At 65.2% G+C, this 21,745-nt stretch carries 21 protein-coding genes and 3 tRNA genes; 18 read left to right on the top strand and 6 right to left on the bottom strand.

The window, feature by feature from the left end:
* Positions 1-72: 72 nt before the first annotated feature.
* The gene (locus SMD10_RS18415) at positions 73-1,191 is read right to left on the bottom strand and encodes an RgsD C-terminal domain-containing protein (protein WP_331687198.1); all 1,119 of its coding nucleotides are present in this window, start codon (positions 1,189-1,191) and stop codon (positions 73-75) included.
* 153 nt (positions 1,192-1,344) lie between these two features.
* On the opposite strand from SMD10_RS18415, the gene SMD10_RS18410 reads away from it, so the two are divergent.
* The 5 genes from SMD10_RS18410 (at position 1,345) to SMD10_RS18390 (ending at position 5,696) form a co-directional block, all read left to right on the top strand.
* A complete protein-coding gene (locus tag SMD10_RS18410) occupies positions 1,345-1,968 on the top strand; it encodes a nitroreductase family protein (RefSeq protein WP_432757272.1) in 624 nt (207 codons plus the stop codon).
* On the top strand, positions 1,968-2,588 hold the full coding sequence (locus SMD10_RS18405) for a flavin reductase family protein (RefSeq protein ID WP_331687196.1): 621 nt from the start codon (positions 1,968-1,970) through the stop codon (positions 2,586-2,588). Before SMD10_RS18410 ends, SMD10_RS18405 begins: the two co-directional genes overlap by 1 nt.
* 55 nt (positions 2,589-2,643) lie before the next feature.
* Positions 2,644-3,447: a GNAT family N-acetyltransferase gene (locus SMD10_RS18400; RefSeq protein WP_331687195.1), complete on the top strand. Its 804-nt coding sequence runs from the start codon at positions 2,644-2,646 to the stop codon at positions 3,445-3,447.
* A 172-nt stretch (positions 3,448-3,619) separates the two neighbouring features.
* Positions 3,620-4,465 carry a prephenate dehydrogenase/arogenate dehydrogenase family protein gene (locus tag SMD10_RS18395; RefSeq protein ID WP_331687194.1) on the top strand — a complete coding sequence of 282 codons (846 nt, stop codon included), beginning with the start codon at positions 3,620-3,622 and terminating at the stop codon, positions 4,463-4,465.
* 91 nt (positions 4,466-4,556) lie between these two features.
* Positions 4,557-5,696, top strand: a complete 1,140-nt coding sequence (locus SMD10_RS18390) for a DUF2336 domain-containing protein (protein WP_331687193.1) — start codon at positions 4,557-4,559, stop codon at positions 5,694-5,696.
* Positions 5,697-5,713: 17 nt separating this feature from the next.
* Here SMD10_RS18390 and SMD10_RS18385 read toward each other — a convergent pair whose 3' ends face one another.
* Positions 5,714-6,487 (bottom strand): NAD kinase, encoded by a 774-nt coding sequence (locus tag SMD10_RS18385; protein ID WP_331687192.1) that lies wholly within the window; start codon positions 6,485-6,487, stop codon positions 5,714-5,716.
* A 162-nt stretch (positions 6,488-6,649) separates the two neighbouring features.
* Between SMD10_RS18385 and SMD10_RS18380 the strand changes: the two genes are divergently transcribed.
* From SMD10_RS18380 to glgX, 7 genes are all read left to right on the top strand, one after another.
* Positions 6,650-6,724: transfer RNA gene (locus SMD10_RS18380), tRNA-Thr, on the top strand.
* A gap of 400 nt (positions 6,725-7,124) precedes the next feature.
* Positions 7,125-8,126, top strand: a complete 1,002-nt coding sequence (gene coxB, locus SMD10_RS18375) for a cytochrome c oxidase subunit II (protein WP_331687191.1) — start codon at positions 7,125-7,127, stop codon at positions 8,124-8,126.
* Positions 8,127-8,135: 9 nt separating this feature from the next.
* On the top strand, positions 8,136-10,082 hold the full coding sequence (gene ctaD / locus SMD10_RS18370) for a cytochrome c oxidase subunit I (protein WP_432757271.1): 1,947 nt from the start codon (positions 8,136-8,138) through the stop codon (positions 10,080-10,082).
* Positions 10,075-10,695: a cytochrome c oxidase subunit 3 gene (locus tag SMD10_RS18365; protein ID WP_331687190.1), complete on the top strand. Its 621-nt coding sequence runs from the start codon at positions 10,075-10,077 to the stop codon at positions 10,693-10,695. Before ctaD ends, SMD10_RS18365 begins: the two co-directional genes overlap by 8 nt.
* Positions 10,695-11,141 (top strand): hypothetical protein, encoded by a 447-nt coding sequence (locus tag SMD10_RS18360; RefSeq protein ID WP_331687189.1) that lies wholly within the window; start codon positions 10,695-10,697, stop codon positions 11,139-11,141. The genes SMD10_RS18365 and SMD10_RS18360 overlap by 1 nt, the downstream gene beginning before the upstream one ends.
* A gap of 35 nt (positions 11,142-11,176) precedes the next feature.
* Positions 11,177-11,515, top strand: a complete 339-nt coding sequence (locus tag SMD10_RS18355; protein ID WP_331687188.1) for a c-type cytochrome — start codon at positions 11,177-11,179, stop codon at positions 11,513-11,515.
* A gap of 130 nt (positions 11,516-11,645) precedes the next feature.
* Positions 11,646-13,886 (top strand): glycogen debranching protein GlgX, encoded by a 2,241-nt coding sequence (gene glgX, locus SMD10_RS18350; RefSeq protein ID WP_331687187.1) that lies wholly within the window; start codon positions 11,646-11,648, stop codon positions 13,884-13,886.
* On the opposite strand, the gene SMD10_RS18345 is transcribed toward glgX, so the two are convergent.
* Positions 13,877-14,842, bottom strand: a complete 966-nt coding sequence (locus SMD10_RS18345; RefSeq protein ID WP_331687186.1) for a cation diffusion facilitator family transporter — start codon at positions 14,840-14,842, stop codon at positions 13,877-13,879. The two genes, glgX and SMD10_RS18345, sit on opposite strands and share 10 nt — an antisense overlap.
* Positions 14,843-15,150: 308 nt before the next feature.
* Positions 15,151-15,825, bottom strand: a complete 675-nt coding sequence (locus SMD10_RS18340) for a helix-turn-helix domain-containing protein (RefSeq protein ID WP_331687185.1) — start codon at positions 15,823-15,825, stop codon at positions 15,151-15,153.
* Between the two features lie 168 nt (positions 15,826-15,993).
* On the opposite strand from SMD10_RS18340, the gene SMD10_RS18335 reads away from it, so the two are divergent.
* Genes SMD10_RS18335 through SMD10_RS18325 form a run of 3 tightly spaced genes read left to right on the top strand, consistent with a single transcriptional unit; the run spans position 15,994 to position 18,674 of the window.
* Positions 15,994-17,517 carry a PAS domain S-box protein gene (locus tag SMD10_RS18335; RefSeq protein WP_331687184.1) on the top strand — a complete coding sequence of 508 codons (1,524 nt, stop codon included), beginning with the start codon at positions 15,994-15,996 and terminating at the stop codon, positions 17,515-17,517.
* Positions 17,507-18,148 (top strand): response regulator FixJ, encoded by a 642-nt coding sequence (gene fixJ / locus SMD10_RS18330; RefSeq protein WP_331687183.1) that lies wholly within the window; start codon positions 17,507-17,509, stop codon positions 18,146-18,148. The genes SMD10_RS18335 and fixJ overlap by 11 nt, the downstream gene beginning before the upstream one ends.
* A 25-nt stretch (positions 18,149-18,173) precedes the next feature.
* Entirely contained in the window at positions 18,174-18,674 is a 501-nt protein-coding gene (locus SMD10_RS18325) for a response regulator transcription factor (protein WP_331687182.1), read from the top strand.
* Positions 18,675-18,831: 157 nt separating this feature from the next.
* Here the strand turns inward: SMD10_RS18325 and hemN are convergent, their stop codons facing one another.
* Positions 18,832-20,181: an oxygen-independent coproporphyrinogen III oxidase gene (hemN, locus tag SMD10_RS18320; protein ID WP_331687181.1), complete on the bottom strand. Its 1,350-nt coding sequence runs from the start codon at positions 20,179-20,181 to the stop codon at positions 18,832-18,834.
* A 63-nt stretch (positions 20,182-20,244) separates the two neighbouring features.
* Positions 20,245-21,111 carry a 23S rRNA (guanosine(2251)-2'-O)-methyltransferase RlmB gene (gene rlmB / locus SMD10_RS18315; protein ID WP_331687180.1) on the bottom strand — a complete coding sequence of 289 codons (867 nt, stop codon included), beginning with the start codon at positions 21,109-21,111 and terminating at the stop codon, positions 20,245-20,247.
* A gap of 177 nt (positions 21,112-21,288) precedes the next feature.
* Here rlmB and SMD10_RS18310 point away from each other — a divergent pair.
* The 3 genes from SMD10_RS18310 to SMD10_RS18300 form a co-directional block, all read left to right on the top strand.
* Positions 21,289-21,373 (top strand) — tRNA-Tyr (locus SMD10_RS18310).
* Positions 21,374-21,389: 16 nt separating this feature from the next.
* Positions 21,390-21,463: transfer RNA gene (locus SMD10_RS18305), tRNA-Gly, on the top strand.
* A gap of 155 nt (positions 21,464-21,618) precedes the next feature.
* Positions 21,619-21,745, top strand: a 127-nt coding sequence (locus tag SMD10_RS18300) for a GTP-binding protein (RefSeq protein WP_331687229.1), incomplete at its 3' end; no start/stop codon positions are given.

The raw sequence follows: 21,745 nt of genomic DNA, 5'->3' as shown, positions 1-21,745 counted from the left end.
GACATCCTGCGACAAGACAAGACGATCGAGCGACATGGCGATTCGATCTGGACGCATGTCGCTCTGGAGCGATCAGTCGCCGGACCCTTCGTCCGATCCGGCGGCGGCGAGAAGATCGCTGGTCAACACCTCCACCTCGGCGTTCTTGCCCGACTCGACTTCGAATTCGCGCTGGTAGAGCCGGTCTTTGTTCTTGGCGACGACGACATAATCGCCCTCGGCGAGAACCATCGTGGCGAACGCCCCGACGCTTTCCCGGATCACGTCGCCGGACATGGACGACACCGACCAAGCGGTATCGGCCAAGGCCTCGCCGCCTGCGTCGCGAACCAGCTTGAAGGTCAGTTGAGCGGCGTGATGCTGGATCGTCGCGGTGGTGAGCTTGCCCGGCTCGACCCGGATATCGGCGCGGATCACCGCGTTGTCGGAGCCGTATTTGGAGACGATCTGATAGGTCCCGGCGTTGAGCCTGATGGTTCGTCCGGGCTCCACGTCCGCGACAATCAACTGCCGGTCGCGTTCGTTCTCGGCGCTGCTGTAGATGTCGAAGCTGAGCAGATTGTCGGCGATCGGCTCGTCGTTGCCCAGCGAGGCGTTGAGCTTCAGACCGCCCGCGTCGAAGACCACGACCTCACGCGTTTGCAGGCCCGTGAAGTTGACCCGCTTCGTCACGCCGGCGCGGCCATAGGCGGCATACAGGATGTAGGAGCCCGGCGGTATATCGAAGGAGGACGAACCGCCCGTGGCCGACGCGATGAGCGGCAGCCTGCCGTCACCGCCCGGGATCGGCGAAAACAGCCGCCAGACCACGCCGTCGGGAATCGTGTCGCCGTCTTCGGTGAGCCGTGCCTCGAAGGCGATGGTACGTGGGGCGTGGTTGCGCAGCGTCGGCACCTGTTGCGGGGCGTAGGCCGGCAGATTGGGCAGGTCGAGGTCCGGGACATAGGGCTGCATCGGCGCCTCGGGCAATGCGATCGGGTCGAACTGGCGTAGCGCCCCGGTCGGTGCGGCGCCCACCGACCCGGCGTCCGGCACCAGGTCGCCGGGAATCGCGGATGGCGATGCATAGGCCCGGTTGCCGCCCGGTTTGTCGTCCTGAAAACTGCGCAGCCCGCGCTCGATGAAGGATGGCGTCGGAATGTTCTGCGCCAGGACCGGCTGGGTGAGGACGAGCCCGATCAACGCGGCCATCGACACCCCTGAACTCAGCTTGCGCACAGAACAGAACCCCCTCGCACCATGCTCGAACCTCTTTCATCGCAATTGATGGACGAATTCAAGGCACCGCCGCCGCGCGTCTTTGATTCCGGGCTTGGGGCGAGTAGGTGTTCTGTTCAGGAGGCGATGCGGCCTCTACGAAGTCCGAAAGAAGGGAATCATCCGTTGAGCGAGATCTTGCAAACGCTGGGCACCCGCCGGTCGGTGCCGCTGCCGCTGATGAGCGCCCCGGGGCCGGATGCCGCCGAGCTCGAACAGATCCTGACGATCGCCTCGCGCGTGCCCGATCACGGCAAGCTCGCGCCCTGGCGCTTCATCGTCTATCGCGGCGAAGCCGCCGCGGCGATCGGCGAGGCCCTGCTTGCGATCGTCGAGGGCAGGGACGGTGACGCGATCACCGAGACGCGGCGCCATGCCGAGCGGACGCGCTTCACACGGGCGCCGGTCGTCGTCGGCGTCATTTCCACCGCCAAGCCGCACGTCAAGATTCCCGAATGGGAGCAGCAGTTGTCCGGCGCTGCGGCGGCCATGAACCTGACGACCGCTGCCAACGCGCTCGGCTACGGCACCAACTGGCTGACCGAATGGGTCGCCTATGACGACGAGGCCAAGGCCGTGCTGGGCATCGCGCCGGACGAAAAGGTCATCGGCTTCATCCACATCGGCACGCGGGCGGAGGTGATCGAGGACCGGCCGCGTCCGGCTCTCGCCGATATCGTGACCGAGGCCAAGGCCACCGGGCTGCGCTGATGTTCTACGAGACGGCGGACAATCGTCACGGGCTGCCGCACGATCCCTTCAAGGCGCTGGTCGCGCCGCGGCCGATCGGCTGGATTTCCACGCGGTCGACGGCCGGCGCGGTCAACCTCGCGCCGTACAGCTACTTCAACGCCGTCTCCGACCGGCCGAAGCTGGTGATGGTCTCGTCGGCGGGCATGAAGGATACGGTGAGTTTCGCCATCGAGAGCGGCGAGTTCGTCGCCAATCTGGCGACCTCCGACCTCGCCGAGGCAATGAACCGCTCCTCTGCGCCCGCGGCGCGAGGAGAGAGCGAATTCATCGTCGCCGGGCTCACCGAGGCGCCGTGCAAGCTGGTGGCGGCACCGCGCGTTGCCGAAAGCCCGGCGGCGCTCGAATGCAAGGTTACCGAGTGGTTTCGGCCCAAGGGGTTGGATGGTGCGCCGTCGGATAACGTCATGCTGCTCGGCCAAGTGGTCGGCATCCATATCGACGAGCGCATCCTCAAGGACGGTCGCATCGACTTGAGCCTGGCACGACCGCTGTCGCGCCTCGGCTATCTCGACTATGCCGCCGTCGCCGAGGTGTTCGCCATGCCGCGGCCGAAGCTGCCGGACGCCAGCGACCTCTAGCCTGTCTACGAAATCCTGACCGAGCGCCGCCGAGCGTTCGCCGTAAGGAGGTGACGTGACCGATCTTGGGCTTTGTTGGCGGATCGAGGAAGCGTGCTGGAACGGACGGCCGTCACCGGTTGAAGCCTATTTCGACGGATGGCTGATCCGGGCCTCGGGCGGCCCCGTCCGAAGAACGAATTCGGTCAACGCGACCCGTCAGGCGACCAAGGATTTCGCCTCCGTCATCACCGAAGCGGAGCGCGTCTACGACGGGCTCGGTCGCCCGACGATCTTCAAAGTTCCGTCCTTTGCCAACGATATCGACGATGCGCTCGCATCGCGCGGCTACGCTGTTCTGGCCGAAAGCAAGGTTCTGCTCGCTCCTCTGCAACGAACCATGACGGAGCCGGAGGACATCGAAATCGACACCGGACCACCGGGCGACGAATGGATCGAAGCTTGGTCCGTGATGGAGGGGCCGGCATCGGCGATCGCCGTCGAAGCCTTCCGGCGCTCCGTCGACAGCATCGTGCTCCCGACCGCCTTTGCCTGCGTACGGGTTGATGATCGCATCGTATCCGTCGCTTACGGCGTGGTGCATCGCGGTCTGATCGTTCTGGAAGCGGTGGCGACTCATCCCGATTTTCGCGGCCGGAGCTATGCGTCTCGGACGGTGTCGGGCCTCCTGGCATGGGGCAACAGGCAAGGAGCCTATGACGCCTGTCTGGCCGTGATGGCCGACAACCCGCCAGCCCTTGCGCTTTATCGCTCTCTCGGCTTCAGCCGAGAGGCCTATACATACTATTACCGCCGCCGAGAGCCGTCTGCCATCCGCTCTCAGTCCGTCGAGCCGCTCGACGGCGTTGACACGCCCTGACGTGGGCCTTAATGGGCAGCCCATGACAAAGGCCGCTTTCCTCGCCGGGATGTATTACGCGCCGCTTGAATAGCGGCGGGATGCTTTGTCGTCTTTCAACCGCTGCGAAGCCAGCGGTTGATTTCCGGCGGGACGGCTCTGGCTCCGTGGCATCTCTCGGAGTTTTTCAGAGATGGCCTCTTCTTCCCGACAGGCTCAAAAACCGACGCTCGGCTTCGTCGGCTTCGGCGCGTTTGCCCGGCTCGCCGCCGGGCATCTGCACGAGCACTTTTCCCTGTGTGCGCACGACCCGGCATTCGACGGCGTGGCGGTCGATCCTTCGGGCGTGGTCTTCACCGATCTGGCGACCGTCGCGCGCTGCCCCGTCGTCGTCCTTGCCGTGCCGGTCGGCCGGTTCGCCGAGGCTGCCGAAGCGATCGCCCCGCATATCGAGGCCGGAACGCTGGTTCTCGATGTGGGCTCGGTCAAGGTCGGTCCGGCGCGGGTCATGCTGGAGCTTCTGCCCGACCATGTCGATATCGTCGCGACGCACCCGCTGTTCGGCCCGCAGAGCGCGCGGGCGGGCATCGCAGGTCTCAAGATCGCCGTGTGTCCGCTGCGTGGTTCGGCCGGCGGGCGCGTGGCGGCCTTCCTGCGCCGTTTCCTCAGGCTCGACGTGATCGTCACCACGCCGGAGCGGCACGACCGCGACGCAGCAATGGCGCAAGGGCTGACGCATCTCATCGCCAAGGTGCTGGTCCAGATGGAGCCGTTGCCCACCCGCGTCACCACGCGCAGTTTCGATCTCCTGGTCCAGGCGGTCGAAATGGTCCGCCACGACGCGCCCGAGGTCTTCGATGCGATCGAGCGGCTGAACCCCTACGCCGAAGATGTGCGTCGCCGGTTTTTCGCGCTGGCGTCCGATCTGGCGCTCGCGCTCGATGATCGGCCGAACCAGCCGCGCGGGCTGATCGAGGTGGCCGATCCGTCCGAAGGCCGGCCCGGCGGCGAACTCAGCCACGGGTTCGCCGTGTCCTGAGCAATCGTTACCAAGCATGGTGAACGATTCCTAAACTTTTCCTCCGCAGACTGGGGCTCCTCGCCGAGTTTGAGTCTGCGAAAGTTCGCTCATGATCGTTCAACGTTTTCACGACTGGTGCCAAAGCGCGAGCTGCGCCGAGCGGTGCTATGGCGTTGCGGCCCTGGCGGCCGCGTGGGCCGAAGGACGCATTCCGCCGGACGAGCGCAATCACCTCGAAGCCGCCTTTTCGCTGATCCTGGATGATCCGTCGCCCAAGGTCCGGCACGTGCTCGCCGAAGCCGTGGCCGGGTCGCGAGCGGCGCCCCGGATTGTGGTGCGGGCGCTGTGCGACGATGTCGACGAGGTGGCTTGCGTCGTGGCCGCGCGTTCGCCTCTTCTGAGCGACGCCGACCTCGTCGATCTGGCCGCTGCCGGCTCGACCCGTCTTCAGGAAACGATTGCGGGCAGGGCGTTCCTGCCGCCCCGTGTCGCTGCGGCCCTGGCCGAGGTCGGCTGCCGGACCGCCTGTTTGACGCTGCTCGCCAATCGCGAGGCGGCGATCGCGCCGATCACCTTCCGCCGTCTGGCCGAACGCTTCGGCGAGGACGGCGGCATCCGTGCGGCCCTGATCGACCGCGACGACCTGCCGGTCTGGGTGCGCCAGTCCCTGGTCCGTCAGTTGGCGACAGCGCTTTCGACCATGCCGCTGGCGCGCAATCTGCTGGGAAGCGAACGCACCGGCGCGGTGACACAGGCTGCCTGCGAACGTGCCACGGTACAGCTGGCCGAGTCGGCTTCCGGCGCCGACATTCCGGCCCTCGTCGAACATCTGAGGCTGTCGGGCGAGCTATCGGCGGCCTTCCTCATCCGGGCGGTCTGCCGCGGCAATGTCGACCTCTTCGCCGCTGCCCTGACGTCGCTGAGCGGACGCTCGGAACGCCGCGTGCGCGCCATCGTCGTCGATGGCAGACGTGCCGCCTTCACCAGCCTGCTGGTCGGGTGCGGGCTGCCGGCGGACCTCGCGCCGCTGTTGCGCAGCGCCGTGCAGATCTGGAAGAAGACCGTCGTCTCGCGGACGCTCGGAACGTCCGACGCGGTGCCCTTGGAGGTGATGCGGCAGATCGAGGAGGCCTTCGCCGCCAGCGCCGAAAGCAGTTCGGAGGAATTGGCCTCGCTGCTGCGCCGGCTGACGCGCGAGGCCGCCGACGATGCGGTTCGCTTCCGGGCGCGCCGCCTGCTGGCGGCCTGAGCCGAAAAGCGTTCCGGCTAGTAGCGGAACTGCTCGGCCAGGATGCGTTCCTCCCAGGAATGCTCCGGGTCGAACAGGATGAGGCTGGTGACGTCGCTCGTCTCGCGTACGATGACCGACGAGATCTTGCGCACCTCGGCGTGGTCGGCAAAGGCCGTGACCGGTCGCTTCTTGGCCTCCAGCACCGTGATCTGTACCTCTTGATGGTTCGGCAGCAGCGCGCCGCGCCAGCGCCGCGGCCGGAACGGGCAGACCGGCGTGAGCGCCAGGAGCGGCGCGTCGATCGGGATGATCGGGCCCTGTGCCGAGAGGTTGTAGGCGGTGGAGCCGATCGGGGTTGCGACCATCACGCCGTCGCAGACGAGTTCCTCCAGCCGGGTATGTCCGTCGATGTCGATCTGCAGGCGCGCTGCCTGGTAGGACTGGCGCAGCAGCGAGACTTCGTTGATGGCAAGCGACTTGTGCTCGACGCCCTGATCGTCGATGGCGATCATCTCCAGCGGGTGAATGGCCGTCTCCACCGCGACCGCAAGACGTTCCTTCAGACCCATCTCGCGGAACTCGTTCATCATGAAGCCGACCGTGCCCTTGTTCATGCCGTAGATGGGCTTGCCGCTTCCCATGAACCGATGAAGCACCTGCAGCATGAAACCGTCGCCGCCCAGCGCCACGACCACGTCGGCCTCTTCCGGCCGGTCGTTGCCGTAAAGCGCCGCCAACTGCTTGGCGGCGGTCCTCGCCTCCGGCGCGCGGCTGGCGAGAAAGGAAACGGAGGGGAGTCGGCTATGCATGGCGGATCCGCTGTTGTCGCCTGTTCTCGGCTAGCATGACGGGCCCGGTGGCGAAAGCGTCTCGTCGCCACGGGGCCGTCCGGGGCAGGATGTAGGCAGGCCGTATGACGATCGGCAAGGGGCCTCGCGCGGAACCGGATTTCATGCTAACGCCCGTCTCGGGCCGGCGTAGCACAGCGGTAGTGCAGCGGTTTTGTAAACCGAAGGTCGGGAGTTCGATCCTCTCCGCCGGCACCATTTTGGCTCATGCCCGGTCCCGTTTGTCTCGCCCAGCGCTGGGCAATTGAGCGCAGCGCCGCGCTGAGGTTCCGGGTCCATTGCCTGGAACCCGATTTGCCGACTTGCCGAGGCCGCTTGTCGGCATAACTGTTAGCCCTGCTCCCCGCTCGGGGATTCCAGCCGCCGATTTCCAGCAAGCCGCCACGTGTCGAGCGCTGAAACGCGGCGAGGCCGACGATCATGTCGGCGAGGCGAAGAAGGGGAACGGATGCTGCGGTCGATGTCTCGGTGCGCTGTCGGCAAAACTGCTGCCGGACAATTTGCGCCTGGGCCTGACTGCACCGCCTCCGCGCCCCCATCATGGCTTCGCGTCGCCCGGACATCAGGCCGCGCCGCTCTCGTCTTGATTGGAACCCTGGTGCTGTTGCCAGCAAGCGCTGCGCGGGCGGCGGCGTTCGATCTGCCGATGGCCTATCTCGAAAGCTTCGGGCCGAAAGGGCAGGCGACGACACCGCTGCTCTGGGGCCTGATCGTGCTTTCGGTGATCGTCGTTCTGGTGATCAGCGGGCTGGTGCTCTTCGGCATTTGGCGTCGCCGCAGCTTCGACGATCGTCTCGTCGGCCACACCCTGCCGGTGTCGCGCCCATCCGGGTCTCTGGGGTGGATCTATTTCGGCCTGGCGCTGACGACCGTCATTCTCGCCGGCTTCGCGGTGTGGACGGTCGACGTGATGGCCGAGATCGACGAGCCGCACGGCGATCCGCGCTTCACCATCGAGGTGTCCGCCGAGCAATGGTGGTGGGCGGCGCGCTATGTCGACGCAGACGACCCGTCGCGCAGCTTCACCACGGCAAACGAATTTCACATTCCCGTCGGCGAGCCGGTGCGCATTCTCCTGCAGTCGCCCGACGTCATCCACTCGTTCTGGGTGCCGGCGCTTTCGGGCAAGACGGACGTCATCCCCGGGCAGGTCAACGAGACCTGGATCCAGGCCGACAAGGCCGGCGTCTATCGCGGCCAATGCACCGAATATTGCGGGGCGCAGCACACGAACATGGCCTTGCGGATGTTCGCGGACACGCCGCAGGATTTCGACCGCTGGTGGGCCGATCAGGCTGCGCCGGCCGAAGAGCCCGAGGCGGGAACGGCGGCCGTCGACGGGCAGCGTCTGTTCGTTCAGCGCTGCGGCGCGTGCCACACCGTGCGCGGCACGGCGGCGAAGGGTGAGACGGCGCCGGATCTCACCCATCTCGCCAGCCGCACCACTATCGCGGCCGGCATGTTGTCGAACACGCCCGGCCATCTGGCCGGCTGGATCGCCAATCCGCAGGTGCTCAAGCCCGGCAACAAGATGCCGGCGGTCGAGTTGTCGGCGGACGAGCTCGACGCGATCCAGCGCTATCTTTCGACGCTCGACTGAGGAGTGGACGTGGCCACCACACGCTACAGCAGGATCCCCCGGGTGGATGTCGCAACGCCGGCGCTGGAGGAGAAGCTCAAGGCCATGTGGGAGACCAAGCCGGGTCTCTTCGGCTTCATCGGCTCGGTCGATCACAAGGAAATCGGCATCCGCTACATCTTCACCGCCTTCGCCTTCCTGATCGCGGGCGGCATCGAGGCGCTGATCCTTCGCGTGCAGCTTGCCCGTCCGGAGCAGAGCCTGCTGACGCCCGAACAGTACAATCAGCTTTTCTCGATGCACGGGCTGACGATGGTCTTCCTCTATGCGCTGCCGGTGCTGTCGGGCTTTTCGAACTACCTGTTTCCGCTGCTGTTCGGCAGCCGCGACATGGCCTTTCCGCGGCTCAACGCATTGTCCTACTGGGTCTATCTGGCGGCCGGCCTGTTCATGTATGCGAGCTTCCTGGTCGGTGCGGCGCCCAACGACGGCTGGTTCAACTATCCGCCCTATGCCCTGAAGGAGTTCAATCCCGGTCCCAACATGGATTTCTATGCGCTGGGGATGATCTTCCTCGGCGTGTCGACCTCCGTGGGCGCCGCCAATTTCGTCGTCACCTTCCTGCGCTGCCGAGCGCCGGGCATGTCGCTCAACCGCATCCCGATCATGGTCTGGGGCACGATGACCATCTCGGTCGGCGTGCTCCTGTCGGTGCCGGCGGTGAGCCTCGCCTTCTTCCTTCTGTGGATGGATCGCCAGTTCGGCACCCACTTCTTCGAGACGACCGGAGGCGGGGAGCCGCTTCTATGGCAGCATCTGTTCTGGATCTTCGCCCATCCCTGGGTCTACATCATCGTGCTGCCGGCCATGGGAATGGTCTCCGATGGCCTGCCGGTGTTCTGCCGGCGCCCGCTCGTCGGCTATTCGCTGGTCATCCTGGGAACGATCAGCACCATGGTGCTCGGCTTCGGCGTCTGGGTGCACCACATGTTCGCGACCGGCATTCCGTTTCTGTCGCTGTCGTTCTTTTCGGGCGCCTCGCTGATCATCACCATTCCGAGCGCCATCGCAGTCTTCTGCTGGGTGGCGACGATCCTCACCGGACGGATCGTGATGACGACGGCGTTTCTCTATTTCGCGGCCTTCATTTCGATGTTCGTCGTCGGCGGCGTCTCGGGTGTGATGACGGCCTCGGTGCCGGCCGATCTGCAGCTCACCGACACCTATTTCGTGGTCGCCCATCTCCACTACGTGCTGATCGGCATCAACATGTTCGGCGTGCTCGGCGCGCTGCACTTCTGGTTTCCGAAAATGACCGGGCGGCTGATGAGCGAACGGCTCGGGCGCTGGGCGTTCTGGACTATCTTCCTGGGCTTCAACGTCGCCTTTCTGCCGATGCACCTGACCGGCCTTTTCGGCATGCCGCGGCGCATCTACACCTACCCGGCCAATGTCGGCTGGGGCACGTTGAACATGATCACCTCGGTCGGCTCCTTCATGCTGGCGTTCGGCGTGCTTCTGTTCCTGGTCAATCTGTTCGTCAGCCGTCGGCGCGGCGCCGTTGCGGGGCCCAACCCATGGGACGCGCCGACGCTGGAGTGGGCGATTCCCTCGCCGCCGCCGGCCTACAATTTCACCGTCATCCCGGTGATCGCCAGCCGCCATCCGCTCTGGGAGGACCGCCTGGACGAGGGCACCGGCCGCAGTTCCCTGAAACGCGGTCTGATCCTGGATCACGGCAAGGAAACCATCCTGACGACGGCCCTCGACGCCGAACCCGATCTGATCGTCAAGATGCCGGACGACGATCCGTGGCCGTTCCTGCTGACGGTGGCCATGGCCGTCGGTTTTGCGGCGGCGCTCCTGCATTGGTGGTGGATCGTCGGGGCGGCGGTCCTCGGACTGATGGCGAGCCTGGTCGCCTGGCTCTGGCCGCGCGCCGATCTCGGCCAGACCGCGGGAGCGGCCCATGAGTGAAACGGCGATCGAGGACCGAAACAGGACGCTGGAGATCGGCCGGCTTCCTGTCGGCAGCATCGGCAAGCGCTCCGCCGGCTGGTGGGGAATGATGACGCTGATCGCCACCGAAGCGGCGCTCTTTGGCTATCTCCTGTTCAGCTACTACTATCTCGCCTCGCACCGGGGGGCGGAATGGGTGCCGGAACTGCCGTCCTTCAAGCTGTCAGGGCCCGATACGGTTATCCTGATCCTGTCGAGCGTCGCCGTCTGGTTCGGCGAGCGCGGGGCAAAGAAGAACGCACGGACGCAGCTCGTCGCCGGTCTCGCAGGCGGTGTCGTTCTCGGCGTCGTCTTCGTCGGCATCCAGATGAAGGAGTGGATGGACAAGAGCTATACGCCCGCCACCCATTCCTACGGCTCGACCTATTTCACCATCACCGGCTTCCATATGGCGCATGTGGTTGCAGGACTGCTGGTGCTGGTCGTGCTGACGGTGTGGTCGGCGCTCGGCTATTTCGATCGCGAGCGGATGGCGCCGATCACTATCGGCGCCATCTACTGGCACTTCGTCGACGTCGTATGGCTGGCGATTTTCTTCACCATCTACGTTTCGCCCTACCTGATGAAATGATGACGGACGCCAACCGACGCTTTTCCATCGGCCATCCGGCGCCCGATCGGCTCCGGGTCAGCCACTGGCTGCTCGGCATGGGCCTTCTGGGCGGTCCACTCGCCTGGCTCGTCGAGATCTGCGCGACGACGGCGTTGTCGGGCCTGGCCTGCTCGGCGGGCGATGGGCCGGTTACGCCGATGCTCGACATGGCCGACGGCATCTACGGGGCCTTGATCGCGGTGAACGTCGCAGCCCTGATATTGACCGTTCTCGCCTTCGGCGCGTCCTACCGGGCCTTTCGGGCAACCGCGCACCGCGAGAACGACAGCCCGGAAGACGTGACGGAATCGGGCGAGGGGAGGACGCGTCTGCTTGCCGTCTGGGGCATCGGACTGAGCATCCTCTTCTTCGTTGCCACCGCGGTCAACACGATCTCCGCGTTCTGGTTCGGTCTATGCGGATGACGGTGAAATCGATCCTGGTCTGGGCGGGACTGGCTTTGATCCTGGCGCTCGGCGGTTGCGAGGATGGCGGCACGCCGTCGAAGGTGGAATTGATCGGAGACAGCGAGATCGGGGCGCGGCGCATCGACGACGCAGGCTGCGGGTCGTGCCACATCATTCCCGGCATCCGCGATGCCAAGGGGCTCGTCGGCCCGCCGCTCGACCACATGGCGCGGCGCGCCTATATTGCGGGCCTCCTGCGCAACACGCCGGGAAATATGGTAAGCTGGCTACGAAGTCCGCAGGCGATCGTGCCCGGCAACGCCATGCCCGACATGGGCTTAAGCGAGCAGGAAGCGCGCGATATCGCGGCCTATCTCGCGACGTTGCAGTAGGGCTGGCCCGCTCGATCCGAGACCATGCGCCGATTGTGCCCCCTGGGCGACCGGTTGATCCAGGCAATATACCCTTGCGGAATTGAACCTTCGGCTGCTTGTTTCCTGCAGCCTACTCATAAGGAATTTTATGAGCTCCAAGTCTTCGGCGAGCCGCCGGTTTATCGGCTCGGGTCAGCGCTCTGTCCTGCAGGAAGGGCGTCCGTTTCCTCTCGGGGCCACATGGGACGGCCTCGGCGTCAACTTCGCCATCTTTTCCGCCAATGCCACCAAGGTCGAACTCTGCATCTTCGACTTCGACGGCAAGCGCGAGCTCGAACGCATCGAACTGCCCGAATACACCGACGAGATCTGGCACGGCTATCTGCCGGAGGCGCGGCCGGGCATGGTCTACGGCTATCGCGTCTACGGCCCTTACGAGCCGGATGCCGGCCATCGCTTCAATCCCAACAAGCTTTTGCTCGACCCTTACGCCAAGCAACTCGTCGGCAACCTGAAATGGGGTCCGGAGCTGTTCGGCTACCGGATCGGCCACAAGGACAAGGACCTGTCCTATGACGAGCGCGACAGCGCGCGGCTGATGCCGAAATGCCGGGTCATCGATCCGGCCTTCACCTGGGGCTCGGAGCGCAAGCCGATGACCTCCTGGGAACGCTCGATCGTCTACGAGATGCACGTGAAGGGCTACACAAAGCTCAATCCGCACATCCCGGAAAAGGAGCGTGGCACGTTTGCCGGTCTCGCCCACGCGCGGGTCGCCAACTATCTGCGCGCGCTCGGCGTCACGGCGGTCGAACTGCTGCCGATCCATGCCTTCGTCGACGACAGCTATCTCGTCGAAAAGGGGCTCGCCAACTATTGGGGTTACAATTCGATCGCCTTCTTCGCGCCGGCGCCGCGCTATCTCCAACTGCCGCTGGTGAGCGAGTTCAAGGAGATGGTGAACCAGTTCCACAATGCCGGCATCGAGGTGATCCTCGACGTGGTCTACAACCACACCGCCGAAGGCAACGAACTGGGGCCGACGCTGTCCCTGAAGGGCATCGACAACGCCAGCTACTATCGTCTGCTGCCCGACCAGCCGCGCTACTATATCAACGACACCGGCACCGGAAACACGGTCAACCTGTCGAACTCCCGCGTCCTCCAGATGGTGGCCGACAGCCTGCGCTATTGGGCACAGGAGATGCGGGTCGACGGGTTCCGCTTCGATCTGGCGACCATCCTGGCGCGCGAGCCCTACGGCTTCGACGAGAACGGCAGCTTCCTCGACGCCTGCCGCCAGGACCCGGTGCTGAACAGCCACAAGCTCATCGCCGAGCCGTGGGACGTCGGTCCCGGCGGCTACCAGGTCGGCCAGTTTCCGCCGGGCTGGGCGGAGTGGAACGACAAGTTCCGCGACACAGTGCGCGCTTATTGGAAGGGCGACGAGGGCATGCTGCCGGAGTTCGCCAAGCGCATCTCCGGCTCCGGCGACCTGTTCAACAAGCGCGGCCGCAAGCCGTGGGCGAGCGTCAACTTCATCACCGCCCACGACGGCTTCAACCTCAACGATCTCGTCTCCTACAACGACAAGCACAACGAGGCGAACGGCGAGGACAATCGCGACGGCCACTCCAACAACCACTCCTGGAATCACGGCACCGAGGGGCCGAGCGACGACGAGGAAATCATCGAGCTGCGCGAGCGCCAGAAGCGCAACCTGATGGCGACGCTGCTGCTCTCCCAGGGAACACCGATGATTCTCGCCGGCGACGAATTCGGCCACACCCAGCAGGGCAACAACAACGCCTACGCCCAGGACAACGAGATCGCTTGGCTCAACTGGGACGGAATCACCGCGAACGGGCGCAAGCTGCTGGAATTCTCGCGCAAGGTCATCGCGGTCCGGCGCGCCTATCCGATCCTGCAGCGCAACCGGTTCCTGATCGGCGAGTACAACGAGGAGCTCGACGTCAAGGACGTGACATGGTTGCTGCCGACGGGCGACGAGATGTCGGACGAGCATTGGCACGACGGCAATGCCCGCTGCTTCGGCATGCTGCTCGATGGCCGGGCCCAGCCGACCGGCATCAAGAAGCGCGGCATGGACGCCACGCTCCTGATCATCACCAACGCCTATCACGACGTGGTGGAATTTACGCTGCCGGAGGTGCCCGAGGGCCGCAAATGGGTCAGCCTCATCGATACCAATCAGCCGGACATGACGAATACGCCGAGCTATGACTTCGGCCACGTCTATGGCGTGACCGGCCGATCGCTGCTGATGTTCGTACTGAGCCAAGAGGACCGGCAGCCACGCAACCTGCGCGAGGCCATCGGCCGGATTCTCGACATCAGCGAGCGTCCGGTCGGTCCCGGCTACGACTGAGCGAGAGCTGCGGACGCCGCGCCCGAAAGTGCGGCGTCCGCTGATGCGGTCTTGGCCGACACCGGGCGCAGGAAGACGCGCGTGATCTCCGGCCGGGCCGCTTGCAGCTTCGCCGTCAAGTCATGCGCGGCGGCTTCGATCTCCGGGCTGGTCATGGCATCGTCGAAGTCGATGGAGACAGCGACGAGAATGTCGCTCGGCCCCAGATGCATGGTCAGCAGGTCCTGGACATGCACGACACGCGGATCCTCCGCCAGGACCGTCCGCACCTCGTGGATGACCTCGCGCGACGCGCTTTCGCCGGTGATCAGGCTGAGCGTCTCCCTTGCCAGGAAGCCCGCCGTGAGGATCAGCACGCAACCGATGCCGATCGAAGCGGCGCCGTCGTAGATCGGCGCGTCCAGCCAATAGGCGAGCGTAAGGCCGGCAAGGGCGATGCCGAGCCCGATGAGGGCCGCGGCGTCCTCGCACAGCACCGCGAAGACGCTCGGGTCCTTGCTGCGCTGAACCGCCGTGAACGGCGACAGATCGGGATGGCTGGTGCGCAGCTCCTTCCAGGCCACCCGGAAGGTCAGCGCTTCGATGACGATGCTCGCACCGAGCACGACGAAGTTTATCCAGATGTCGTGCAGCGGTTCGGGATCGGACAGCTTGTGCACCCCTTCGTAGATGGACAGAGCGCCGCCGAGCGCGAAGATCATCAGCGCCACGACGAACGCCCAGAAATAGATCTCGATGCCATGGCCGAAGGGATGGCGCTCGGTGGCCGGTCGGGCCGCCCGCCGGAGCCCGAACAGGAGCAACGCCTGGTTCACCGTGTCGACGAGGGAGTGAATCGATTCGCTGAGCATCGCGCTCGATCCGGTCCACAGCGCCGCGCCGAACTTGGTCGCCGCGATCGCCAGATTGCCGACGAGCGCGGCATAGATGACCTTTTTGGAGCCGTGAGCCGACATGAACGCGTCCTTCGATGCTGCGGGCAGGGCGGTTCCTGCCGGGGCAGGAAACGATAGGCTCAAAACCGCCCCGGTCTATCCCTGTTCCCGCCACCGATTGCGGCGGGACGCCGAGAGGCGAGCGATTCTGGCCACTATAGTGGGTGCTGGTGGCTCCGGCCCTCGATGACCGAGTGCCGAACAAGCGAAAGGCCGCCTCCGATTTCGCGGAAGCGGCCTTCGGGCAGCCGGCGGGCGTCGGCCGTCGTTCAGCCGGGTGTGGCGGTGACGGCAGCGGTCTTGGGAGGTTTCGCTATGCTGTTGAAGGCTCAGGCAGCCAGGCGCCGGCGGGTATGAAGATGGACGCGGCGCGCGGTTTGCAGCGTGATCGCGCCCGTTGCCTCGAGTTGCGAGAAGGTGCGCGACACGGTCTCGATGGTCAGTCCGAGGTAGTCCGCGATATCTTGACGCGACATCGGCAGGTCGACGATCTCGTCGCAATCCAGCCTCTCGGCCATTTCGGCGAGGAAGGTCTCGATCCGCTCGGACGCGCATTTGCGGCCGAGAAGCAGCATCTGGCTCTGGGCCCGTTTGAGGTCGCTCGCCGTCACCGCCCAAAGCTCGTTGGCAAGCGCCGCATCGTGGCGGGCCGCGGCGACCAGCACGCCGCGCTTGATGGCGCGCACGGTGCAGCGTCCCAGGCTTTCGGCGCAGAAGGAATGCGTTTCGCCAGGCTCGAAGCCGAAGACGTCTCCCGGCAGGTGGAAGGCGCCGATCTGGCGGCGGCCGTCGCTGAGGAGCTTGCAGCTCCGGACCACGCCCGACACAACCTGGTAGACGTAGTCGGCGGGGTCTTCCTCCGCATAGATTTCAGCGTTGGCGCCGTAGCTCATGCGCACGCCGCTGGTTGCAAAGGCTTCGGCCAGCGAGTTATCGGTTTCGCTGTCGACCGGCTGAAACGGCAGGATGTCACGGCGGTTCGCGAAGTGGACAGCGTCGAGCATGGATCACGTTTCCTTGCTAAGCTTCGATGGCCAAGTGATACCGGGCCGTCAGGCTTGCGAAAATTCCGGTTTTGTCCCTAAGGGGTTTTACGTAGTCGGCTACCAGCGTCGATCCGCGGGTCCGGGTCGGCTTATCCCCTGTCCGGCCCTGTATCGGAATGCTTCGTAATGTCGCTGCTTCCCCCATCCGCCACGAAACCGTGTCGAGCGCCGGCCGATCTGGGCTCGACGGCCCGCTGGTTGCCGTTCGTCGCCGCGGTCGTCGCCGTGCTGGTCACGGCGGTGCTGCGTTATCTGATGTCGGGGGTGTTCGGCGAAAGCGGCGATTTCATCGCCTTCATTCCGGCGGTGCTGCTGGCGACCGGCCTCGGCGGATTATGGCCGGCCCTGGTGGCCACGCTCCTGGGGCTTCTGTGCGGCATCGTGCTGGCCCCGGTCTCTGTGTTTCGCGATCCGTCCGTCATGGCGACGGCGCTCACCTTCGTCTTTTGCGGGGTCGTCGCGGCCGTGCTCGGCGAGTGGCTGCTGCAGGCCCGCCGGGCCACCGACGCCGGCAATGCGGTGCTGCGCGCTCGCGAGGCCCACCTTGTCTCGATCCTGGAGACCGTGCCCGACGCCATGGTGGTGATCGACGAGCAGGGCGTCATGCAGTCGGTCAGCTCGGCCGCCGAACGACTGTTCGGCTACGATGCCGCGGAACTGCTCGGCCGCAACGTCAAGATGCTGATGCCGAGCCCCTACAGCGAGGCGCATGACGGTCACCTCATGCGCTACCTGCGCACCGGCGAGCGTCGCATCATCGGGATTGGACGGGTGGTCGTCGGTGCCCGCAAGGACGGCTCCACCTTTCCGCTGGAACTCGCCGTCGGCGAGATGAATTCCAGCGGCCAGCGGTTCTTCACCGGCTTCATGCGGGACCTGACGGAGCACCAGCAGGCCGAGGCGCGCCTGCAGGAACTGCAGTCGGAGCTGGTCCACATCTCGCGGCTTACCGCCATGGGAGAAATGGCCTCCGCGTTGGCGCACGAGCTGAACCAGCCGCTGTCGGCGATCGCCAACTACCTCAAAGGCTCCCAGCGCCTTCTCGAGAAAGGCGATCTGGCGGCAAACGGCGATCGCTTGAAGACGGCGCTGTCGCTGGCCGGCGAACAGGCGATGCGCGCCGGCGAGATCATCCGCCGCCTTCGCGATTTCGTGTCGCGCGGCGAGACCGAGAAGAAGGTCGAAAGCGTCACCAAGCTGTTGGAGGAGTCGAGCGCCCTGGCGCTCGTCGGGGCCAAGGAGCGTGGCATCCGGGTCAATTTCGAGATCAGCCCGGAGTCCGATCTGGTTCTGGCCAACCGCGTGCAGGTGCAGCAGGTGCTCCTCAACCTGATCCGCAACGCGATCGACGCCATGGAAGATAGCGAACGGCGTGAACTCATGATATCCGCTGAGCCGACCGAGGGGCATTCGGTGCTCGTCTCGGTGTCGGACACCGGCCCAGGGATCGCCCGCCACGTGGCCGAACAGCTCTTCCAGCCGTTCGTCACCAGCAAGAAGAACGGAATGGGGGTCGGCCTGTCGATCTGCCGCACGATCATCGAGGCGCATGGCGGCCAGATCTGGCCCGAGGCGCGGCCTGGCGGCGGCACGATCTTCCGGTTCACCATTCCTGCCGTGCGAAGCGAGGAAATCGAGCATGCCCTCTGAACCGACCGTCTACGTCATCGACGACGATCAGGGCGTTCGCCATTCCTTGTCCTTTCTCCTCGAAACGTCGGACTTCAACGTTCGGGCGTTCGATTCGGCTGTGTCGTTCCTGTCGGAGCTGTCGGAGATCGGTCCGGGCTGCGTCATCACCGATATCCGGATGCCGGGCATGACCGGCCTGGAGCTGCTCCAGCATCTGAAGGACAGCCAGCCGGGCATTCCCGTCATCGTCATCACCGGCCATGGCGACGTGCCGCTGGCCGTCGAGGCGATGAAGGGCGGTGCGCTCGATTTTCTGGAAAAGCCGTTCGACGAGGACCAGTTGTTGCGAGCGGTCCGCTCGGCGCTCGAACAGAGCGACGCCGAACGCCAGCGCGACGAGGAGCGCCGCGAGGTCGAGGGCCGCATGCAGTCGCTGACCTCGCGCGAATGGCAGGTTCTGAAGGGGCTGGTCGCCGGCCATGCCAACAAGCGGATCGCCTTCGATCTCGAAATCAGCCCGCGTACCGTCGAAATCTATCGTGCGAACGTGATGACCAAGATGAATGCGTCGAGCCTGTCCGATCTGGTCCGCATGTCGCTTCTGGCCGATCTGCCGATCAACGACGCCGGCGAGTTCAGGCAACCTTAGGTAGTTTCTTCCTTCGGCCCTCCTATTGCGACAGATCAAAGCGAATTGGACCGGACCAGGGTTTGAAATGGCCAGAAGGCAACGTTTGCTTGGCCAGACAAACCGCGATATCGACATGACGACATTCGAGGGGCCGAGCCGGCCAGTTGTTTTGGTGATCGATGATGACGGTGCAGTCCGTCGGTCACTGCAATTCTCGCTAGAGTTGGAAGGTTTCGAGACCTGCGCCTTCGCCGACGCGGCGGACTTCTTTCGGCAGCCGGACGTCTCGCCCATGGCCTGCCTGGTGGTCGACTACATCCTGCCGGGGCTGGATGGCCTGCAACTCATCGAAGAACTCCGCGAGCGCGGATCGCATTCCCCGGCGATTCTCATCACCAGCCAGCCGAAACCGGCGGTGACGGCCAAGGCGGCCACGTTGGGGGTGACGATCGTCGAGAAACCGCTGCTCGGCAATACGCTGGTCGAGGAGATCAAGCGCTCGCTGGCCGGGGTCGCGGCCAAGTCGGCGACGCAATTGCCATAGCGCTGCAGCCGGCAGGTCCACCGCAAGCGTTCCACGATGGAACCGACGGCAAGCGCCTCGTCACTGCTGCCGCTCCCAACGAAATAGACCCTGGTCGGCCAAGTCGTCGAATGCCGGGGATGGCGCTTTTAAGACGAGGCGCACTATCGCGGCGCGACTAGACCGCGATCGAGTGGCGTCCCTTGCCGGCCCTGAGATAGGTGTCGAAGGCCGCTGCGACCGTGCGCACGAAGGGCCGATCGGATTCGCGCAGCCGCAGAACGCCGCCCTCGAACTCCACCAGATCGCGCAGTTCGCCGGTGGCCAGCGCCGCCATCTCGTATTTCAGGAAATCGGCCGACAGCCCGAATCGCTTGTCCAGTTCGGCCGTGGAAAGCTCGAAACTGCACATCAGGCGCTCGATCACGAAGGCCCGCATCGTGTCCTCGTCGGAGCGCACCACCCCCTTGGCGATCGGCAGCCGGCCCTCGTCGACGGCACGTCCCCATTCCCCGATCGCCACGATGTTCTGCACGTAGCCGCTGGGGCACGAACCGATGGCCGAGGGGCCGAGCCCGACCAGCGCGGCGGTGGCGTCGGTCGTATAGCCCTGGAAATTGCGATGCAGGCGCTGTTCGCGCGCCGCGACGGCCAGGCTGTCCTCGGGCAGGGCGAAATGGTCGAGGCCGATGCGTTCGTAGCCGGCGGCCACGAGGCGCTTGGCGGCGGCCGCGGCATCCTCGAAGCGCGAGACGGGACCCGGCAGCGCGGCCTCGTCGATCAATTGCATATGCTTCTTCATCCACGGCACGTGGGCGTAGCCGAAGATGGCGATCCGGTCGGGCCGCAGGGTAACGACGCCGTCCACCGTTGCGAGCAGGCGATCCTGGGTCTGATGCGGCAGGCCATAGACGAGATCGCAATTGATCGAGGATACGCCCCGGCTGCGCAGACCCTCGACGGTGTCGCGCGTGACCTCGTAGCTCTGCTGCCGGTTGATGGCGTCCTGGACGATCTCGCTGAAGTCCTGGACGCCGATCGACGCACGGCCGATGCCGGCATCGGCCAGAGCATCGAGCTTGTCCTCCGTCAGATCGCGCGGGTCGATCTCCACCGCGAGTTCGGCATCCGGCGCAAACGCGAAAGCTTGGCGAAGATGCGCGGACAAGGCCCGCGTGTCGTCCGGCAACAGCATGGTTGGCGAGCCGCCGCCCCAGTGAATGTTGGACACCTCGACACCAGCCGGGATCAAGGCCGAGATCAGATCGATCTCGCGATAAAGCTGTTCCAGATAGCTGGCGACCGGTTCGTAGCGCAGCGTGTGCTTGGTGTGGCAGCCGCAGAACCAGCACAGCTGGTCGCAATAGGGCACATGCACATAGAGCCCGATGCGCATGCCGGGCTCGAGGGCGGCGAGCCACTGCCGATAGGTCACGCCCGTCACGCCGTCATGAAAATGCGGCGCCGTGGGATAGCTCGTGTAGCGCGGAACCGGCTTCGAGTAGCTTAGAATCTTTTCAGCTTGCATGGCGGTACCGAAACATCGATCGCGAGGTGTCGTCCTTGATTTGGCGCAAGCAGTTTGCGCGGCTCAGGCGCGTTCGCTTCCCGTCCGTTGCAGGAAGCGCCGCGCGGCATAGAGCGCGATCGCGGCGGCATTGGAGACGTTGAGCGAGCGGATGGCTCCGGGCATTTCCAGCCGCACCAGGCTGTCCACGGTCTGGCGGGTCTTGGCGCGCAGGCCCTTGCCCTCGGAGCCCAGGACCAGGGCGATGCGCGGCTTGGCCAAGGCCGTCTCCAGGTCGCCGTCGCCGTCCGAATCGAGGCCGATCGTCTGGTAGCCGAGGCGGGCAAGCTCGCCCAGCGCATCGGCGAGATTGACCACCTGGATGTAGGGAACGAGTTCCAGCGCGCCCGAGGCGGCCTTGGCCAGAACGCCCGATTCCTGCGGAGAGTGGCGGGTCGTGGTGATTACTGCGCCGGCGCCGAGCGCCGTGGCGGATCGCAGAATCGCGCCGACATTGTGCGGGTCGGTGACCTGGTCGAGCAGGATGAGGAGATCGGCTTTGCCCAGTTCGGCCAGTGGGCGGGCAGGCAGCGGATCGGCCTCGAGCATGATCCCCTGATGCACCGCATCGCTGCCGAGCAGCTTGTCGAGCGCGCGCGGCTCGGCGATCTCGACCGGGCAGGGCAGCGATGCCTCGTCCATCTCCAGCCGGTTCATGGCGTTGCGGGTGGCGACCAAACGATGGCAGCGCCGCTCCGGGTTGCCGAGGGCAGCGACCACCGTGTGCAGCCCGTAGAGGCGGACCTGGTCGTCCGGCACAGGCTCTGCCGCCACCGCGCGCCGATTGCCGCGTGCCGGCCGATCCGATCCGCGCTTGGCGTCGCGATGGGCGCGGCGCAGCTTGGCATAGTGCCGGTCCTTGGGCGTGCCGGCTCGCTCGTCTTGGGTCATGGCCGCTTCCTATACCGCGGCGGCCTGCCGCACAACGAGCGCGATGGCCTGCGTTTCGCATGTTGACAGAGGTGGCGGCGGTCTGCATAACGCCGCCCCAAGGCCACGGCGCGCTTGCTTGTCGAGCGGGCCCAAGTCTTCTCGATGCCGGGTGTTCTCGTGCTTCGAAGGCAGATCGGAGGGGTGTCCGAGTGGTTAAAGGAGACGGACTGTAAATCCGTTGGCTACGCCTACGCTGGTTCGAATCCAGCCCCCTCCACCACCTGTCGCGAAGCGACGCGGGTATAGCTCAATGGTAGAGCAGCAGCCTTCCAAGCTGAATATGCGGGTTCGATTCCCGCTACCCGCTCCAAAATCCTGATTGCGGTTGCGATCCTTCGCCGTCTCCATCGCGTCGCGGCCGCTCGCAAGGCTTGAATCCTTGGATAAAGATCAGTAATCCGTGCCGATCTTCGGCAGGCGGGCGAGAGGTCTCCTGTCGCCAGATTGTCAACAACGGGACAGGCAATGGCCAAGAGCAAATTTGAGCGTACGAAGCCGCATTGCAACATTGGGACGATTGGTCACGTTGACCATGGGAAGACGTCTCTGACGGCGGCGATCACGAAGTATTTTGGCGAGTACCGGGCGTACG

Origin of the sequence: Consotaella aegiceratis, from assembly GCF_036541425.1 — a bacterium.
Classification (GTDB): domain Bacteria; phylum Pseudomonadota; class Alphaproteobacteria; order Rhizobiales; family Rhizobiaceae; genus Consotaella; species Consotaella aegiceratis.
The sequence above is the reverse complement of the archived record's forward strand: the minus strand, read 5'-3'. Positions and strand labels throughout refer to the sequence as shown.

Coding starts and splice junctions, on each gene's coding strand:
- hemN (WP_331687181.1), bottom strand. CDS start 20,181: ATGCAAGCTGAAAAGATTCTAAGCTACTCGAAGCCGGTTCCGCGCTAC.
- SMD10_RS18405 (WP_331687196.1), top strand. CDS start 1,968: ATGTTCTACGAGACGGCGGACAATCGTCACGGGCTGCCGCACGATCCC.
- SMD10_RS18340 (WP_331687185.1), bottom strand. CDS start 15,825: ATGCTCGACGCTGTCCACTTCGCGAACCGCCGTGACATCCTGCCGTTT.
- SMD10_RS18345 (WP_331687186.1), bottom strand. CDS start 14,842: ATGTCGGCTCACGGCTCCAAAAAGGTCATCTATGCCGCGCTCGTCGGC.
- SMD10_RS18360 (WP_331687189.1), top strand. CDS start 10,695: ATGACGGACGCCAACCGACGCTTTTCCATCGGCCATCCGGCGCCCGAT.
- SMD10_RS18390 (WP_331687193.1), top strand. CDS start 4,557: ATGATCGTTCAACGTTTTCACGACTGGTGCCAAAGCGCGAGCTGCGCC.
- SMD10_RS18335 (WP_331687184.1), top strand. CDS start 15,994: ATGTCGCTGCTTCCCCCATCCGCCACGAAACCGTGTCGAGCGCCGGCC.
- fixJ (WP_331687183.1), top strand. CDS start 17,507: ATGCCCTCTGAACCGACCGTCTACGTCATCGACGACGATCAGGGCGTT.
- SMD10_RS18395 (WP_331687194.1), top strand. CDS start 3,620: ATGGCCTCTTCTTCCCGACAGGCTCAAAAACCGACGCTCGGCTTCGTC.
- glgX (WP_331687187.1), top strand. CDS start 11,646: ATGAGCTCCAAGTCTTCGGCGAGCCGCCGGTTTATCGGCTCGGGTCAG.
- SMD10_RS18415 (WP_331687198.1), bottom strand. CDS start 1,191: ATGGCCGCGTTGATCGGGCTCGTCCTCACCCAGCCGGTCCTGGCGCAG.
- rlmB (WP_331687180.1), bottom strand. CDS start 21,111: ATGACCCAAGACGAGCGAGCCGGCACGCCCAAGGACCGGCACTATGCC.
- SMD10_RS18385 (WP_331687192.1), bottom strand. CDS start 6,487: ATGCATAGCCGACTCCCCTCCGTTTCCTTTCTCGCCAGCCGCGCGCCG.
- SMD10_RS18365 (WP_331687190.1), top strand. CDS start 10,075: ATGAGTGAAACGGCGATCGAGGACCGAAACAGGACGCTGGAGATCGGC.
- SMD10_RS18410 (WP_432757272.1), top strand. CDS start 1,345: ATGCGGCCTCTACGAAGTCCGAAAGAAGGGAATCATCCGTTGAGCGAG.